Origin of the sequence: Devosia naphthalenivorans (assembly GCF_003056355.1) — a bacterium.
GTDB lineage: Bacteria > Pseudomonadota > Alphaproteobacteria > Rhizobiales > Devosiaceae > Devosia > Devosia naphthalenivorans.
The window spans coordinates 25,812-42,554 of the sequence record NZ_PYVW01000014.1 but is presented as its reverse complement, the minus strand read 5'-3'; the positions used below and the strand labels follow the sequence as shown (position 1 = coordinate 42,554).

Annotated in this window: 14 protein-coding genes; 6 read left to right on the top strand and 8 right to left on the bottom strand. The window is 63.1% G+C overall.

All coding sequences use genetic code 11. The annotated features are described in order from the left end of the window. Nucleotides 1-6: 6 nt before the first annotated feature. A complete protein-coding gene (gene ubiA, locus C8264_RS16080) occupies nt 7-942 on the bottom strand; it encodes a 4-hydroxybenzoate octaprenyltransferase (RefSeq protein ID WP_108462089.1) in 936 nt (311 codons plus the stop codon). Between the two features lie 177 nt (nt 943-1,119). On the opposite strand from ubiA, the gene C8264_RS16075 reads away from it, so the two are divergent. The 4 genes from C8264_RS16075 to C8264_RS16060 all read left to right on the top strand — a co-directional run bounded on the left by C8264_RS16075 (nt 1,120) and on the right by C8264_RS16060 (nt 5,848). Beyond that, the gene (locus C8264_RS16075; protein ID WP_108461994.1) at nt 1,120-1,860 is read left to right on the top strand and encodes a 16S rRNA (uracil(1498)-N(3))-methyltransferase; all 741 of its coding nucleotides are present in this window, start codon (nt 1,120-1,122) and stop codon (nt 1,858-1,860) included. A gap of 73 nt (nt 1,861-1,933) precedes the next feature. Beyond that, nucleotides 1,934-3,304 (top strand): glutamate--cysteine ligase, encoded by a 1,371-nt coding sequence (locus C8264_RS16070; RefSeq protein ID WP_108461993.1) that lies wholly within the window; start codon nt 1,934-1,936, stop codon nt 3,302-3,304. A 260-nt stretch (nt 3,305-3,564) separates the two neighbouring features. Next, the gene (gene purD / locus C8264_RS16065; protein WP_108462088.1) at nt 3,565-4,839 is read left to right on the top strand and encodes a phosphoribosylamine--glycine ligase; all 1,275 of its coding nucleotides are present in this window, start codon (nt 3,565-3,567) and stop codon (nt 4,837-4,839) included. Nucleotides 4,840-4,975: 136 nt separating this feature from the next. Beyond that, nucleotides 4,976-5,848, top strand: coding sequence for a patatin-like phospholipase family protein (locus C8264_RS16060; RefSeq protein WP_108461992.1), 873 nt, complete (start codon nt 4,976-4,978; stop codon nt 5,846-5,848). Nucleotides 5,849-5,967: 119 nt separating this feature from the next. Here the strand turns inward: C8264_RS16060 and C8264_RS16055 are convergent, their stop codons facing one another. After that, nucleotides 5,968-6,417: a nucleoside deaminase gene (locus tag C8264_RS16055; RefSeq protein ID WP_108462086.1), complete on the bottom strand. Its 450-nt coding sequence runs from the start codon at nt 6,415-6,417 to the stop codon at nt 5,968-5,970. A gap of 130 nt (nt 6,418-6,547) precedes the next feature. Between C8264_RS16055 and mutL the strand changes: the two genes are divergently transcribed. Beyond that, entirely contained in the window at nt 6,548-8,356 is a 1,809-nt protein-coding gene (gene mutL, locus C8264_RS16050) for a DNA mismatch repair endonuclease MutL (protein WP_108461991.1), read from the top strand. Between the two features lie 12 nt (nt 8,357-8,368). On the opposite strand, the gene edd is transcribed toward mutL, so the two are convergent. The 4 genes from edd to C8264_RS16030 all read right to left on the bottom strand — a co-directional run bounded on the left by edd (nt 8,369) and on the right by C8264_RS16030 (nt 13,569). Further along, on the bottom strand, nt 8,369-10,183 hold the full coding sequence (edd, locus tag C8264_RS16045; RefSeq protein WP_108461990.1) for a phosphogluconate dehydratase: 1,815 nt from the start codon (nt 10,181-10,183) through the stop codon (nt 8,369-8,371). Between the two features lie 68 nt (nt 10,184-10,251). Further along, the gene (pgl, locus tag C8264_RS16040; RefSeq protein ID WP_108461989.1) at nt 10,252-10,944 is read right to left on the bottom strand and encodes a 6-phosphogluconolactonase; all 693 of its coding nucleotides are present in this window, start codon (nt 10,942-10,944) and stop codon (nt 10,252-10,254) included. A 179-nt stretch (nt 10,945-11,123) separates the two neighbouring features. Further along, a complete protein-coding gene (gene zwf / locus C8264_RS16035) occupies nt 11,124-12,605 on the bottom strand; it encodes a glucose-6-phosphate dehydrogenase (RefSeq protein ID WP_108461988.1) in 1,482 nt (493 codons plus the stop codon). Between the two features lie 28 nt (nt 12,606-12,633). Then, the gene (locus C8264_RS16030; protein ID WP_162783694.1) at nt 12,634-13,569 is read right to left on the bottom strand and encodes a glucosamine kinase nucleotide-binding domain-containing protein; all 936 of its coding nucleotides are present in this window, start codon (nt 13,567-13,569) and stop codon (nt 12,634-12,636) included. A 203-nt stretch (nt 13,570-13,772) separates the two neighbouring features. Here C8264_RS16030 and cobU point away from each other — a divergent pair, with 203 nt between their 5' ends. Beyond that, the gene (cobU, locus tag C8264_RS16025) at nt 13,773-14,327 is read left to right on the top strand and encodes a bifunctional adenosylcobinamide kinase/adenosylcobinamide-phosphate guanylyltransferase (protein WP_108461986.1); all 555 of its coding nucleotides are present in this window, start codon (nt 13,773-13,775) and stop codon (nt 14,325-14,327) included. On the opposite strand, the gene cbiB is transcribed toward cobU, so the two are convergent. Both cbiB and C8264_RS16015 read right to left on the bottom strand, forming a co-directional pair. After that, nucleotides 14,324-15,283, bottom strand: a complete 960-nt coding sequence (gene cbiB / locus C8264_RS16020; RefSeq protein WP_108461985.1) for an adenosylcobinamide-phosphate synthase CbiB — start codon at nt 15,281-15,283, stop codon at nt 14,324-14,326. The genes cobU and cbiB overlap by 4 nt on opposite strands. Further along, nucleotides 15,280-16,743 (bottom strand): cobyric acid synthase, encoded by a 1,464-nt coding sequence (locus tag C8264_RS16015; RefSeq protein WP_108461984.1) that lies wholly within the window; start codon nt 16,741-16,743, stop codon nt 15,280-15,282. Before C8264_RS16015 ends, cbiB begins: the two co-directional genes overlap by 4 nt.

Genomic DNA, 16,743 nt, shown 5'->3' with positions numbered 1-16,743 from the left:
TTGGCCTTACCAGACCCAGTCTGCAAGCAGCGCCAGCACCACGACCACGCCGACATATTTGTTGGTGTCGAAGCGGAACCTTGGATTGTCGGGAATTTTCGGGTCGACGGTCCAGACCTGCCAGCCGAGCAATCCCGCGGCCACCAGCGAAAGCGCGGCATAGACGATGCCCGCGCCAGCCAACATCGCCGCCGCCAGCCACAAAATGTAAGCGGCCGCATAAAAGCCCCCGACGATCAGTTGCGTCCGCTCCCCAAACAGCCTTGCCGTCGATTTGACACCGATCAGCGCATCGTCCTCGACATCCTGCAACGCATAAATGGTGTCATAGCCGATGACCCACAGGATGGTGCCGGCGTATAGAAGCAGTGCGGGAAGGGCGAGCCCGCCGGTCTGCGAACTCCAGCCAACCAGGGCGCCGTAGGAAAAGGCGAGACCCAGGAACGCCTGGGGCCACCAGGTTACGCGCTTCATGAATGGATAGATTGCCACCAGCACCAGCGACGCCACGCCGGCCCAGACGGTGAACCGGTTGAACTGGAACAGGATGATCGCGCCCAGCAACGCCTGGGCAACGAGAAACAGCAGCGCCGCGCGCGCGGTGACCTGCCCCGATGGAATGGGCCGCAGCCGGGTGCGCGCGACTTTCATGTCGATGTCGCGGTCGACGATATCGTTGAAGGTGCACCCGGCGCCACGCATCAGGATCGCCCCAACCAGCATCAGCACGGCATGCCACCAGTTGAACCCGGCCACGGGATCGGCATTGGCCGCCAGCGCCATGCCCCAGGTACAGGGCCAGAACAGCAGCCAGAACCCGATCGGCCGATCCCAGCGGGCCAACCGCGCATAGGGTTTCAGCCAATCGGGGGCGTAACGATCGGTCCAGTTGCCGGCCTGGGCGTCGGGGACGGTATTGGTGGGTGGAGTAGTGTCAGGCATGGCACTCATCAAAAACCACAAGGTCATTCCCGCGAAAGCGGGAACCTCTGTTGCTAGTCGCCCCTCCCGAACAGAGGTTCCCGCTTCCGCGGGAATGACGCGGCGGATGGAACCGGCCTTGATCAAGCGACAGCTTCAGTCCTAACTGCGCCCAGCCAGCCAATCAACAGACTTGCCATGCCCCGCACCCACGCCACCCTGCCCCGCCTCCATGTCGAGCCCGACCTTGCCGAAGGGGCCGAACTCACCCTTGGCAAGGAGCAATCGCTTTACCTTGCAGCCGTGCTGCGCAAGGTGGTGGGCGACGAGGTGGTGCTGTTCAACGGCCGCGACGGGGCGTGGCTGACCCGCCTCACCAGTGATTCCAAGAAGTCGGTAACCCTGCAACTGGTCGAGCGAATCGCTGCCCAAACACCGCCTTCCGACCTCTGGTATGGCTTTGCCCCCCTCAAGACCGAGCGGCTGGATTATGTGATCCAGAAAGCGACCGAAATGGGCGCCGGCACCATCCAGCCGGTCATCACCAAATTCACCCAAGTCAACCGGCTCAAGCATGAGCGGCTCGTGGCCAACGCCATCGAAGCGGCCGAGCAATGCGAAGTGCTCAGCGTGCCGGAGGTCCTGCCGGAAACCACACTGGACAGGCTGATCGACGGTTGGGACACCGAAAGACGGTTGATCCTGGCCGATGAGGGCGAAGCCTCTTCCTCGCCGGTAGAAATTCTGAGCGCCCTCAAGGGTCAGAAAATCGGCCTCCTGATCGGTCCCGAAGGCGGTTTTTCCCCGGAAGAACGCGAGCGGCTGCGCGCCCTGCCCTATGCGGTGCCGATCAGCCTGGGTCCCCGTATCCTGCGCGCCGATACCGCTGCGGTCGCCGCGCTGGCAGTTATTCAGGCTATCATCGGCGATTGGCGATAAAACGCGATTGCTTTCGGCTTGCGCAACGCTATGTTCCCGGCCAACATTTACCCCTCGCAGCCAAGAGGACTTCATGGCCGGTGCCGACACCTATTCGCCCCCAATCGAATCGCGAACCGACCTGATCGAGGCAATGTCGCGCGGGTGCAAACCCGAAAGCGAATGGCGCATCGGCACTGAGCACGAAAAGCACGTGTTCCACACTAATCCGCTGCGGCCGGTGGCCTATGAGGGCCCGAACGGCATCAATGCCCTGCTCAATGGCATCGAGGCGGAAACCGGCTGGCATCCATTCTATGACGGTGAGAACCCGATCGGGCTGCGCAATGACGAGATAGCCGGGGGCATATCGCTTGAACCCGGCGGGCAGTTCGAGCTCTCCGGCTCGCCGCAAAAGGATCTCCATGCCTCGGCGGCCGAACTCGCCGAGCACATGCGGGTGACCAAGAAGGTCGCCGCCACGCTCGATATTCACTTCCTGGGGCTGGGCGTCACGCCGATCTGGTCGGTTGACCAGATCCCCTCCATGCCCAAGTCCCGCTATGGCATCATGAAGCCCTACATGGAAAAGGTCGGCACGCTCGGCACCTCCATGATGTTCCGTTCCGCTACCGTGCAGACCAATCTCGATTTTTCGAGCGAAGCGGACATGGTCAAGAAGTTGCGCGTGGCGCTGGCGCTGCAGCCGGTCGCGACTGCACTGTTTGCCAATTCGCCGTTCGTGGATGGTCGGGAAAGCGGCTATCTCAGCTTCCGCAGCCATATCTGGCTCAACACCGACAATGCCCGCACCGGCATGCTGCCCTTTGTGTTCGAGCAAGGTTTTGGCTTCGAGCAATATGCCGATTATGCGCTCGACGTACCGATGTACTTCGTCATCCGCGACGGGAAATACGTGAACGTTGCCGGCGAGAGCTTCCGCCGCTTCCTCGAGGGCCGCCTGCCGCAACTGCCCGGCGAAAAACCCACCATCAAGGACTGGGAAGATCATCTCTCGACGATTTTCCCCGAAGTGCGGCTCAAGCAGTTCCTCGAAATGCGCGGCGCCGACATGGGCGACGAGCAATCGGTGACGGCATTGTCGGCATTCTGGACCGGGCTGCTCTACGACGATATTTCGCTGGAAGCCGCCTACGAGATGATCAAGCCGTGGACCCGCGAAGAGCGCGAGCGGATGCGGCACGATGTGCCCAAGCTGGGGCTCGACGCGCCACATGATCGCTCCAACGTCTTCGACGTCGCCGCGCAGGCCGTGGGCATTGCCGAAGCGGGCCTCGTTCGCCGCAACCGGCTAAATGCCGAAGGCAAGGACGAAACCATCCACCTGGCACCGCTGGAAGAAACCATTCGCCTCGCCAAAACACCCGCCGAGCGATGGATCGACCGGTTCCGCAATCAGTGGAATGGCGATGTGACGCGAGTATTTGCCGAAGCGGAGATGTAGGCGGCTTTTCAGCCACGAAATTACGGCGTTCGACTAGCCATTCATCTCGTCTCCCCACCGTTGCTTCCCTCAGACTTGATCCGAGGGTCACTCTCAGCGCGGCACAAGCGGGCAGAGGCCCTCGGATCAAGTCCGAGGGAAGCAACGGTGGCTGGGTGGCAATTGGGTTTCACATCTTGGAACCGCACAAAGCCCACCGGCCCCTTGCCTCCCCCGCCCATCTCGTGCATCACGCCCCCGAGACCACGGAGGGCATGAGCATGCGGGTTTTGGTGATCGGTTCGGGCGGGCGCGAGCATGCCCTGGCGTGGAAAATCGCGCAGTCGCCGCTGCTGACCAAGCTCTTCATCGCCCCCGGCAATGGCGGCACTGGCTCGGTCGCCGAAAACATCGCCATGGACATCACCGACCACAAGGCGGTGATCGATTTCTGCAGGCTGATGGCGATTGATTTCGTCGTGGTCGGCCCCGACGCACAGGTCGTCGCAGGCCTCGGCGATGATGTGCGCGCCGCCGGCATTACCTGCTTCTGCCCCTCCAAGGCTGCCGGTCAATTGGAAGGCTCCAAGAGCTTCACCAAGGCGCTGTGCGACGAGATGGACATTCCCACCGCCGCCTATGGGCGCTTCGACACCGAAGCCGCCGCACTTGCGTACGTCTACACCCAGGGCGCACCCATCGTGATCAAAGCCGATGGCCTTGCCGCCGGCAAGGGCGTTACGGTCGCAATGAGTGTCGAGGAGGCCGAAGAAGCCATCATCGATTGCTTCGCCGGCGCGTTCGGGGCGTCAGGCGCCTCGGTGGTGATCGAGGAATTCATGGAGGGCGAGGAGGTCAGCCTGTTCGTGCTCTGCGATGGCACCGATATTCTCCCCCTCACCACCGCGCAGGACCATAAGCGCGCCTTTGACGGCGACGAAGGCCCCAACACTGGCGGCATGGGTGCCTATTCCCCGGCGCCGGTGATGAGCCAGGAAATTTACGAGGCAACGCTCGAGCGGATTATCTGGCCAACGGTTCGCGGCCTCGCCGCGCGCGGCACGCCTTACCAGGGTGTGCTCTACGCCGGCCTGATGCTGACGTCGGACGGCCCAAAGCTCGTGGAATACAACGCCCGCTTCGGCGATCCCGAAACGCAGGTGATGATGCTGCGCATGGACAGCGACCTGCTGCCCCTGCTGCACGCCACGGCCACGGGCACGCTCAAGGGCCATGTTGTGTCCTGGAAGGACCAGTTTGCCCTCACCGTCATCATGGCGACCCAGGGCTATCCGGGCCAGGTGACCCATGGCAGCGAAATACGCGGCGCCGAAGGGCTGGACAACGAGCATCTGCAGGTGTTCCATGCAGGAACGCGGCGGGATGGTGATCGTTTACTTGGCTCCGGCGGGCGCGTTCTTTGCGTGACCGCTCTGGGCAAGACTGTCAGTGAGGCACAAGGACGTGCTTACGCCGGTGTGGAACAGATTGTTTGGCCAGAAGGCTTTTGCCGCCGAGACATCGGCTGGCGCGAAATCGCCCGTTCCGCAACCTGAACCCTTCCTCAACCTTGCACGTGCACGCTTTGGCACACCGGACGGCGAGAAGCCCAAGCGTCTCCTGACGCCGCTGCAAATACGCGGTCAGGCGCTTGCCGCAAGGCTCCGGGGCGAGGTTGGAGGGGAAACGTCGATGATGACCTCAGGGGGGCCGCGAATCGGGGTTGCGCTGGGCGGCGGCTCGGCGCGCGGGCTGACTCACATCCCCTATATCGAAGCCATGGACGAACTGGGGCTGAAGCCCAATGTCATCTCGGGCACCTCCATAGGCGCGCTGATCGGCGCCGGCTGGGCCGCTGGAATGACCGGCAAGGAATTGCGCGAGCACACTTTTGAAGTGCTGGGCACCATGCGCATGATCGCCAGTAAACTCTGGGCCGCCCAGATCCGCGGCATCGGCGGCATTCTCAAGAACGGCATCTCCATGCAGCTCGACGCGACATCTATCGTCGATGCGTTCACGCCGCCGAATTTCCCCAACGAGTTCAAGGATCTCAAGATCCCGCTCTATGTGGTGGCCACCGATTTCCAGTCCTGGCATCAGGTCGTGTTCAATTCCGGCCTGCTGCGACCGGCCATTGCCGGCTCCCTCGCCATTCCAAGCCTATTCAGGCCCGTCGTCTACGCCAACCACATTCTTGTCGATGGCGGCGTGGTCAACCCGCTGCCGCTCGATCAGGCCGACATTGACACCGATTTCCTGATCGGCATCGACGTCAATGGCGACCCCTCCGAAGGCATCGCCAAGACCGACCACAAGGCGCTCGATATCTGGTTCGGCTCGGCGCAGATCATGATGCACTCGCTGACGGCGCACATGATGGCCGCCTATCCGCCAGATATCTACATCCGCCCGCACGTCACCAGTTTCGGCGCGCTGGAGTTCTGGCGCGTCCGCGAGATCGTCGCCCATGGCGATGGAGAAAAAGAGCGCTTCAAACGCATGCTGGCGCACAAGATCGAAGCCTATCACGCCGGCAAGGTGCCGGTGATCGACAGCAATTAGGGTGGCGTGGGTCCTTTCGCAGCGTCATTCCCGCGAAGGCGGGAATCCCACTTTTACCTGGAAGTGAAGCGGGATTCCCGCCTTCGCGGGAATGACGTTGTGGGTAAAAGGACTATTCACTAGCGTCGCAACTGGCGAAAAAACGCCTGCAGCATGGCCTCTGAACGCGCCGCGCCGATACCGCCGATCACCTCGGGCGCATGGTGGCAGGTGGGTTGGGCGAATAGCCTGATGCCATTTTCGACGGCCCCCGCCTTGGTATCCTCGGCCCCGAAATACACCCGCCGCAATCGCGTATGGGCAATGGCGCCGGCACACATGGCGCAGGGCTCCAGCGTTACATAGAGATCGCAACCATCCAGTCGCCCGGTCCCGCGCTTGGCGAGCGCCGCGCGAATGGCGAGCATCTCGGCATGTGCCGTCGGATCACCCAGCGCCTTCATGCTGTTGCGCTCAGCGGCAAGCACGGTGTCGCCCTCCATAACGACCGCACCAACTGGAGCCTCGCCATCGACGGCGGCTTGCTCGGCGAGCGACAGGGCAAGGTCCATGGGTGACTGGGTGGGCATAAGCGAGACATAGCTGGGCGGGGGATGTTGAGCAACATGCCATCCCGCCGCCGCTTTGCAGTGAATGGTCCACATTCCAGGTCGGCACCGGAACGCCCCTCCTCTATACTCCCCGCAAGGAGAATCGCTCTTGCCCATCCGCCAACTGCCCGAAGACCTGATCAACCGCATCGCCGCCGGCGAAGTGGTGGAACGGCCTGCGAGTGTCATCAAGGAACTGGTCGAAAACAGTATCGATGCCGGTGCACGCCGCATCGTCGTGACCACTGCCGGCGGCGGCAAGGCGCTGATGCGGATCGAGGACGACGGGCACGGCATGGACCGCGGGGATCTCGTCCTTTCGGTCGAGCGGCACGCCACCTCCAAGCTCACCGAAGACGAGCTCGACGATATCCGCACCCTCGGTTTCCGGGGTGAAGCACTGGCCTCGATTGGCTCGGTGGCCGAGTTGTCGATCTGCTCACGCACCGCGCAGGCCGAAAGCGGGCTACGGATCGACGTGCGCAACGGCGTACGCAGCGGCCCGGTGCCGCAGGCGATGAACCGGGGCACCATCGTCGAGGTCAAGAACCTCTTCGCCAAGGTGCCCGCGCGGCTCAAATTCCTCAAGAGTGATCGCGCCGAGGCCGCAGCGATCACCGACGTGCTGAAGCGCCTGGCGATGGCCAATCCATCCGTGCACTTCGTGCTGCAGGGCTCCGACCGTTCCGCCAGCAACTGGCCCGCCGTAACGGGCGCGGGCGCCTTGGAAGCCCGGCTTGCCCAGGTAATCGGCGATGATTTCGCGCAGAACGCCGTGGCCCTCGCCACCGAACGGCATGGCGTTACCGTCGCCGGCCTCGCGGGTCTGCCCACCTATACGCGCGCCAATTCACTGTCGCAGTTCTATTTCGTCAACGGCCGCTCGGTGCGCGACAAGGTGCTGGTCGGCGCCATCCGCGCCGCCTATGCCGATTTCACCTTCCGCGACCGCTTCCCCGTCGTGGCCCTTTATCTCGCCATCGATCCCGCCGAGGTGGACGTCAACGTTCACCCCGCCAAGGCCGAACTGCGCTTCCGCGATGCGGGCGCAGTGCGGAGTGCCGTCATCCGCGCCATCGGCGAAGCGCTGACCGCCGCCGGGTTCAAGGCATCTACCACCGTGGCCGAGGACGTGCTGGGTGCCTTCACCGCCCCAGCCTACGCCGCCCCTGCGCCTGCTTATGCCGAGACCGACGGCCGGTTTGCCGGATATGACCGCCCCTCCACCTACCGCGAGGGCAACCCGTTTGCGCCGACCTACCGGCAACCCGAAAACCTCGATGGCTTCAACGAACCCAGCGCCCGGATCGAGGTCGAACCGGCGCAACTGACCGAATACCCGCTCGGCACCGCACGCGCGCAGATGTTCGACAATTTCATCATCGCGCAGAACGGCGAGGGCCTGCTGCTGGTGGACCAGCACGCAGCCCATGAGCGGCTGGTTTACGAACGCTTCAAGGCGCAACTGGCATCGGGACCCGTGCCCAGCCAGGCGCAACTGATCCCGCTCGTCGTGGAACTGCCCGAGGAAGATTGCGCCCGGCTCGAAGAGGCCGCCAGCGAATTGGAGCGCTTCGGGCTTTATCTCGAACTCTTCGGACCCCGCGCCATCGCCGTGCGCGAGACCCCTGCCCTCCTCGGCAATACCGATATCGATGGCCTGGTCCGTGACCTTGCGGACGGCCTGGCCGAATGGGACTCCACCGCCGCCCTCAGTGACCGGATGGAATCCATCATCGCGCGCATGGCCTGCCACGGCTCGGTGCGATCCGGCCGGCGGCTGCGCGTCGACGAAATGAACGCCCTGCTCCGCGACATGGAGGCAACGCCCCATTCCGGCCAATGCATCCACGGCCGCCCCACCTATGTGGAGCTCAAGAAGAAGGACATCGAGCGCCTGTTCGGGCGGAGCCGCTAGGCTCCGCCGCCGCTATTGGAACACGCTTGCCCCGCGATCGGCGACACCGACGAGGCTGCGCATCCCGGCGAAGAGTTCGCGGCCCATGCCGAAATGCTGCGGGCGCAGATCTTCGGTGGCGGGGGTGCGGGAGAAGAACTCCTTCTCGTCGCCAAGGAAGGTCAGCGTGCCTTCGTTGGCGTCGAGCCGGATCATGTCGCCGTCGCGGATTTTGCTGATCGGGCCGCCGTCCATGGCCTCGGGTGTCATGTGAATGGCCGCCGGCACCTTGCCCGAAGCCCCCGACATGCGGCCATCGGTCAGCAGCGCAACCTTGAAGCCGCGATCCTGCAGGATGCCGAGCGATGGCGTCAGCTTATGCAACTCCGGCATGCCAACGGCGCGCGGACCCGAGAAGCGCACCACGGCGATCATGTCGCCGGTCAGTTCCCCGGCCTTGAACGCGGCCTGCAGCCCTTCCTGACCGTGGAATACGCGCGCTGGCGCCTCAATGACCCGGTGCTCGGGCTTGACGGCCGAAACCTTGATCACCGAACGGCCCAGATTGCCGGAAAGCAGCTTGAGGCCACCCGTTTCCTGGAACGGCGTCGCGACCTTGGTCAAAACCTTGGGCAGCGCGGACTCCTTCGGCGAAGGCTCGAATGTCAGCTTCTCTTCGATCAGCTTGGCTTCCACCGTATAGCCCGAAAGCCCATTGCCCCAGACCGTCTTGACGTCCTCGTGCAGGTGACCGCTTTCGAGCAGTTCCTGGATCAGGAAACCCATGCCGCCCGCGGCGTGGAAGTGGTTCACGTCAGCAACGCCATTGGGATAGACGCGCGCCAGCAGCGGCGTCGCATCCGACAGATCGCTCATGTCGTCCCAGGTCACCTGCAGGCCCGCAGCGGCAGCGATGGCGATCAAATGCATGGTGTGGTTGGTCGAGCCGCCCGTGGCGTGCAGGCCAACCAGCCCGTTGACGATGGCCTTTTCGTCGATGACATGGCCGACCGGCGTATAGTCATTGCCCAGCGCCGTCAGCGACAGGGCACGCACCGCGGCTTCCTTGGTCAGGGCATCGCGCAAGGGCGTGCCCGGGTTGACGAAGCTTGCACCGGGAAGGTGCAGGCCCATGATTTCCATCAGCATCTGGTTGGAGTTGGCGGTGCCGTAGAAAGTGCAGGTGCCGGCCGAATGGTAGGACTTGCTCTCCGCCTCCAGCAGTTCGGCGCGGCCGACCTTGCCTTCCATGTAGAGCTGGCGGACCTTGCTCTTTTCGTCGTTCGGAATGCCCGAAGGCATGGGGCCGGCGGGGATGAACACGGCCGGCAAATGGCCAAACGTCAGCGCGCCGATCAGCAGGCCGGGGACGATCTTGTCGCAAATGCCCAGATACACCGCGGCGTCGAACATGTTGTGGCTGAGCGCAATCGCGGTCGACATGGCGATGACGTCGCGCGAAAAGAGCGACAGATCCATGCCCGGCTGGCCCTGGGTCACGCCATCGCACATCGCCGGAACGCCGCCAGCCACCTGGGCCGTCGAGCCAATGGAGCGGGCGGCTTCCTTGATGATATCGGGATAGAATTGGTAGGGCTGATGGGCGCTCAGCATGTCGTTGTAGCTGGTGACGATCCCCAGGTTCAGCGTCTTGTTGCCCGCCAGCGCCGCCTTTTCGGAGGGCGAGCACGCGGCAAAGGCGTGGGCAAGGTTACCGCAGGACAAGACGGCGCGGTTCACGCCGGCTTCGCGGGCGGCATCGAGGCGGCTGAGATAATCCCGGCGGCTATCGCGGCTACGCGCAGCGATACGGTCGGTGACATCCTGGATGGCCTGACGGACAGACATGGTCGAGCTCCTTCAAGAGACGGAGCCGCGTAGTGGCCAGAGCGGTCGATTGGGGATCGCTGAGGGGACTATGGGCACCAGTAGACGTTTACAGCATGGCCGGACCGCAAAACGGCACGAATGGGCATGTCCGCAACCGGACCTTCGCCCAAAGCCGTGTCGAGAACGGCGGCCTTTTCCTCCCCTTCGATGTGAAGGTATAGCCCATCCGCCTGGAGGAGGCGCGGAAGGGTAAAGGTGATGCGCGGCTCCCCGGCGCCGGGCGCACGGATGGAGACTGTCGGGCCGGCGTCGCTCAATGCCTGGTCCAGCGTATCGCCGCCCGGGAAGAACGATGCGGTATGGCCATCGCTGCCCATGCCGAGAACGACCGCCGCGAACTGCTCGGGCAGTTGGGCCAGCAAGGAATTGGTCTTGGCGATGTGCGCTGCATCGGGCTCGTTTCCGCCGGAATAGAGCGGGAAGAAGCGCGCCGTAGCCGCCGGCCCCTGCAGCATGCGCTCGTTGACCAGCAGGGCATTGGAGCGATCATTGGTTTCATCGACCCAGCGCTCATCGACCAGCGTGACGATGACCTTGGACCAGTCGATGTCCTTGGTCTTGCCCAGCGCCTGGAAGAACCTGCCAGGCGTCGAGCCGCCACTGACCGCAATCGCCGCAACCCCGCGCGTCTCGATAGCCGCCCGAATGCGGTCGGCAACAGCCTCGGCCAGTTCCTTGGCAAGGGTCGGCTTATCGGCAAATGTGCGGCGTTCGAGCATGTGCGGTTACTTTACAGTCCAGTGTTTCAGTCGACACCCTCCCCCTTGCGGGGAGGGATCAAGGGTGGGGGGAGGTTAGCCCAGATATCGTGGCTCCCAACACCCCCTCCCAACCTCCCCCGTCAAGGGGGAGGAGCAGGCTAGCGGACGCGAGGCGATAGCGCCTCATACGCCACGCATCAGTTATCATCCTCATACCACGTCCGCCCATCGCGTTCGATCAGGGCAATGGCGCCACTCGGCCCCCAGGTGCCGGCGACATAGGATTGTGGCGGCTCGCTGGAGCGGTCCCAGGCCTCACGGATCGGGTCGACCCACTTCCAGGCGGCCTCCAATTCGTCGCGGCGCATGAACAGGGTCTGGTTGCCACGGATCACGTCCAACAATAGGCGCTCATAGGCCTCCGGCGTGCGCTCGGTAAAGGTCTGGGCAAAGCTGAGATTCAGCGGCACTTCGCGCAGGCGCATGCCGCCGGGACCTGGGTCCTTGATCATCATCATCAGTTTCACGCCCTCGTCGGGCTGCAGGCGGATAATGAGCTTGTTGGCCTTGGCCGCGCCCTCGGCGTGGTCGAAGATGGAATGCGGGATGGGCTTGAACTGGATACAGATTTCCGAGGCGCGGCTGGCCATGCGCTTGCCGGTGCGGAAGTAAAACGGCACGCCGGCCCAACGCCAGTTTTCGACCTCGGCCTTGAGCGCAACGAAAGTCTCGGTGCGGCTGCCCTTCTTGTCGTCGGGCAGCTCTTCCTGATAGCCCGCAACCGCCGTCGTCTCGGACTTCACGCCCTTGTACTGGCCGCGCACGGTGTTCTTGGCGACGTCGCCATTGACGATTGGCTTGAGCGCGCGCAGCACCTTGAGCTTCTCGTCGCGCAGCGCATTGGCGTCGTCGGATGCCGGCGGCTCCATGGCCACAAGGCAAAGCAGCTGCAGCATGTGGTTCTGGATCATGTCGCGCAGGGCGCCAGATTCATCGTAATAACCGCGCGTACCGGCGCCGACGCTTTCGGCCACCGTCAGCTGGACGTGGTCGATATGGGCCGAATTCCAGATCGGCTCGAACAGCGTATTGGCAAAGCGCAGCGCCAGCAGGTTCTGCACCGTTTCCTTACCGAGGTAATGATCGATGCGGTAAACCTGATCTTCCTTGAAGATCTTGGCGACGCCGTCATTGATCTCGACCGACGACTCCAGATCGTGGCCGAGCGGCTTTTCGATCACGACGCGCGCGTCACGGCGATAAAGCTTCTTCTTTTGCAAAAACTCCGCAATCGGCTCGAACAGATCGGGCGCGACCGCCAGGTAGAAAGCCCGCACGATCTTTGGGTCTTCACGCAGGGCCTTGCCGAGATCGCCCGCATCCTCAGGCTTGCTGACGTCTACCGGAACATAGGAGCAAATCTTGACGAACTGCTCGATGACGGCCTGGTCCTGATAGTCTTTTTCCACGAACTGCGTGATCGCATCGCGTGCGGCCGCCTGGAAATCGGCATCGCTCAGCTTCGAACGAGACACGCCGATGATACGGCTCTGGCCATCAAATTGGCCGTCCATGAAGCGGTGGTAGAGCGCCGGGATCAGCTTGCGTTTGGTCAGATCGCCCGTGGCGCCGAACACCACATAGTCGAAAGGCTGGACAGGAATAATACGGCTGGACACTGGGCTAGTCCTTGGTTTGACGCGGTCTTTAAGCGAAGTTCTGCTTGGCGAGGATTACCGCACCGTGGAGCGGCTCGAATTTAGGCAGGGCAACGAAGTCGCCATAGTGCTGCTGGAGAATGGGGAACAGGCGTTCGCCAAGGCCGCCGACAATGGCCATGATGTTGGCATTGTGGCCTTTGAACCAGCGGACATAGGTGTCGATATAGCCAAGCTCGATGTCCATCATCTTGCGGGCAACAGGATCGCCCTGTTCAAAATATTGGAAGAACAGCGGCATCAGGCGACCGAATTCCGCCGGGGCGCGGCCGATCAGGGCGTCATCGCACCCTTCCGTTCCGTCGCGGCTGAGAATCTTGAGACCCATGTCGGTGGCAAAGGACCAGGTCATCACCGCCTGGTTGTTGCCGCCCAGCTGCGCGATGACGGCCTTGGTCAGCGGCGAGCCTTCCACCAGGCCATCTTCCGCCTCGACGGAATAGCGGGCAAGCTCACGCCCCAGGATCGCGCCAGACATCTGGTCGCCGATCTGGAAGCCCCAGCCGCCAGCCTGATGGCGCTTGCCATCGACGATCGACATGGCGGCAGAACCGGTGCCGACGATGATCACGCCGCCTTCGCCGCCACCAAGGGCACCGGCATGGGCGATGTCGATATCGTCATAGACCTTTACGCCGGCGAACGGCCACGGACGTGCGGCAAACTTGGCACGCGCGGAATCCATGCGGCCGCCGGCCATGCCGAAACAGGCGTAAGTGTTGGCGGCTTCGGCGAAATCGATACCCGCAGCGCGGAACACATCGCGCGTGCCGTCGCTGATGGCCTTGAATGCGGGCTCGCCAGCATCGATCTGCAGATTGGAGCGACCGTTCTTGACCTCGGCCAGCGTTTGCAGATTCTCATCGGCCAGTCGCACGCGGCAATTGGTTCCGCCGCCATCGACGCCAAGGTAGTATCTCGTCACGCTAGGAATCTCCGAAATGCTGAACGGATTCTAGGGTCTTGTTTCGGCGCGGACCATAATGCGAAAGCTGCTAAGACGAAAGTAGAATAAGGCACAAAAAATACCTGCCAAGATCGGCCTTTGCATGGCTCGCCTGCAACCCCGATCCGGTAAGCAGGATTAGGCTCGACAACGCGGCGGCGGACTGAACAGGGAGGCTGGAAATGACACGACACGTACTGGTTCTGGGTGGGGCGCGATCCGGCAAGACCGCGTTTGCCGAACGTCTGGCGATGCGCTCCGGCAGCAAGCCGGCCTATCTCGCCACCGCCGAAGCGCTCGACCGCGAGATGCGCGACAGGGTGGCCAGCCACAAGGCCAGCCGCGGACAAAAATTCGCGACCATCGAAGAGCCGGTCGCGCTTTCCGACGCGCTGCTCACCGCATCGGTGAAACATGACGTGATCCTGGTCGATTGCCTGACGCTGTGGATCACCAATCTGCTGATGGCCGAGGAGGACGTGTCAAAACATGTCAGCGAACTCGGCGCCACGCTGGTGCAGTTGAAAACGGCTAAAATCGTGTTGGTCAGCAATGAAGTGGGGCTTGGCATCGTGCCAGACAATGCCATGGCCCGCACCTTCCGCGACCTGGCGGGCGCGGCGCATCAGCGGTTGGCCGAGATTTGCGATGACGTCTATTTCGTCACCGCAGGCCTGCCGATGACCCTCAAGGGCCAGCAACCCGGCCAAGAAGAAAGCTGGATCCACAAGGCCTAGCGGCCGGCAGCAAACACCAGCAACGCGATGACGACACTGAGGGCCAGCAACACGTTCAGCGTGGCCCTGTAGAGCACCAGCGCCCGCAGGATGTCGCTGGCGACGAGCCTCGATTTGCCACTGCCGAAAGTGGGCAGATCCACGATGATACCGGCATAACTGCGCGGCCCGCCCAGCGCGAACCCCAATGCACCGGCGAACGCCGCCTCGGGCCAGCCGGAATTTGGCGAGGCATGCTTGCGCGCATCCCGTCTGGCGGCCGCCCATGCGCCACTCGGGCTCGCATGGGGCACGAAGAAACAGGCCGCCGTGATCAGCACGGCCGTCAGCCGAGCCGGGATCCAATTGGCGAGATCATCCAGCTTTGCCGCCGCCCAGCCATAGTGGCGATAGCGCTCGTTCATGTGGCCGATCATCGAATCAGCCGTATTGATCGCCTTGTAGAGCGCGATGCCCGGCAGGCCGAGCAGGACGAGCCAGAACCAGGGCGCGACCACGCCATCGCTGGTGCTCTCCGCCAGCGTCTCGATTGCCGCTCGGGAGACCCCGGCTTCATCAAGCGCATTGGGGTCGCGACCAACAATGTGGCTAACGGCCTCGCGACCCCCTTGCAGCGACTTACGCAAGGCTTCAGCGACGGCTCGAACGGAACGCCCGAGTTCCTTTTGCGCGAGGAAGGTGGTCGCCAGCAAAATCTCGGCAATCCAGCCAAACGGAACAGCGCGCAGCAGCACCTCAATCACGAGCGCAGCAAAACCGGTGCAAAGCAGAAGCAAAAGCAGAGCAAGCCCGCCGCGAAAACGCAGCGCTTCGGCAGATTTCTCGGGGCTATTCAGCCGTTTCTCGAAGAAATCCACGAGCTTGCCTATCCACATCACCGGATGGCCAATGGCGGCGACAAGGCGGGGCGAATAGCCGAGAATTCGCTCCAGCAGCAGCGCGAATAGCGCAATCATGGGCGGGTCACCGGCTCGGCAAGCGCCAGCAGCGCATCGAGATCAAGATGCCGTTCAAGATGCGCCGCCAGATCGTCCAGCGTCTGCTCGACCATTGATTCATAAGCGAAATCCGGGCTCGCAGCATGGCCCAGCATGGCGCGCCGGAACCCATCGGCGGCGAAAAGGCCATGCAAATAGGTGCCTGCAACCCGCCCGTCCGCACTGACCGCCCCCTCCGGGACACCATCCACCTCAGCGAACGGCCTGCCCCGGTCAGCCCCCTCCGTCACCCCCATATGCATGTGGTAGCCGCTGATGGCCTGCCCCGACGCCAGATGCCTGGCGTTTTCCACTCGCAACTGCTTGGTATTACTCAATATTGTCTCAACATCGAGCAGCCCCAACCCCTCACTTGTGCCAGGCGCTCCCTCGATCCCCTCAGGGTCAGCAATAGTCCGCCCAAGCATCTGGTAACCCCCGCAAATCCCAAGCAATTTCCCGCCCGCCCGATGGTGCGCAGCAATATCAGTGTCCCACCCATTTGACCGCAGCGCATCAAGGTCGCTGCGCGTCGACTTGGAGCCAGCCAGGATGACCAGATCGGCGTCGCGAGGGAGAGATTGGCCAGGTTCTACCAGAACGAAGCTGACGCCCGGCTCGGCCCGCAATGGGTCCAGATCATCGAAATTGGCGATGCGCGGCAGGCGCGGGACGGCGATGGTGAAGCTGCCCGCGCGATTGGTGGCGTAGTTTTCAAGCGCCAGCACGTCCTCCGCGGGGAGCTTGGCGGCGTCAGCGAACCAGGGGATGGGGCCGAAACACTTTACCCCGGTTCGCTGCTCAATCGTAAGCAAGCCCTTGGCAAACAAGCTTGAATCGCCCTGGAATTTGTTGACGAGGGTCGCCCGGATCAGCGCTGCGTCGGCGGGATCGATCACGGCAAAGGTGCCGACGATGGATGCGATGACCCCGCCACGCTGGATGTCGCCAACAAGGATCACTGGAACCTGGGCCGCTTGGGCGAAGCCGAAATTGGCGAGGTCATTGGCCCGCAGATTGACCTCGGACGCGCTGCCAGCGCCTTCCACAAGGACGACATCAGCGTGTCCGGCGAGTTCGTGAAAGGCGCCCAGCACTTCCGGCATCAGCTTGCCGCGTTCCGACCAATAGGAGCGGGCCGACATTGAGGCGCGGCGCTGGCCGCGCACGACGATCTGCGAGCCGGTTTCGCCTTCGGGCTTGAGCAGAACCGGGTTCATGGCTGTGAGCGGCTCCCGCCGCGCGGCCCGTGCCTGCAGGGCTTGGGCCCGACCGATCTCGCCGCCATCGGCGGTCACGGCGGCATTGTTGCTCATGTTCTGCGGCTTGAACGGCGCTACGCGCAGGCCGCGATTGGCAAGGGCGCGACAGAGACCAGCCACCAGCAAGGATTTGCCGACATCAGAACCCGTGCCCATGAACATCAGGGATTTAGCCAT

Bases quoted from the DNA above. Each gene is read 5' to 3' on its own strand.
- ubiA (WP_108462089.1), bottom strand. From the start codon at position 942: ATGCCTGACACTACTCCACCCACCAATACCGTCCCCGACGCCCAGGCC.
- C8264_RS16075 (WP_108461994.1), top strand. From the start codon at position 1,120: ATGCCCCGCACCCACGCCACCCTGCCCCGCCTCCATGTCGAGCCCGAC.
- C8264_RS16070 (WP_108461993.1), top strand. From the start codon at position 1,934: ATGGCCGGTGCCGACACCTATTCGCCCCCAATCGAATCGCGAACCGAC.
- purD (WP_108462088.1), top strand. From the start codon at position 3,565: ATGCGGGTTTTGGTGATCGGTTCGGGCGGGCGCGAGCATGCCCTGGCG.
- C8264_RS16060 (WP_108461992.1), top strand. From the start codon at position 4,976: ATGATGACCTCAGGGGGGCCGCGAATCGGGGTTGCGCTGGGCGGCGGC.
- C8264_RS16055 (WP_108462086.1), bottom strand. From the start codon at position 6,417: ATGCCCACCCAGTCACCCATGGACCTTGCCCTGTCGCTCGCCGAGCAA.
- edd (WP_108461990.1), bottom strand. From the start codon at position 10,183: ATGTCTGTCCGTCAGGCCATCCAGGATGTCACCGACCGTATCGCTGCG.
- pgl (WP_108461989.1), bottom strand. From the start codon at position 10,944: ATGCTCGAACGCCGCACATTTGCCGATAAGCCGACCCTTGCCAAGGAA.
- cobU (WP_108461986.1), top strand. From the start codon at position 13,773: ATGACACGACACGTACTGGTTCTGGGTGGGGCGCGATCCGGCAAGACC.
- cbiB (WP_108461985.1), bottom strand. From the start codon at position 15,283: ATGATTGCGCTATTCGCGCTGCTGCTGGAGCGAATTCTCGGCTATTCG.
- C8264_RS16015 (WP_108461984.1), bottom strand. From the start codon at position 16,743: ATGGCTAAATCCCTGATGTTCATGGGCACGGGTTCTGATGTCGGCAAA.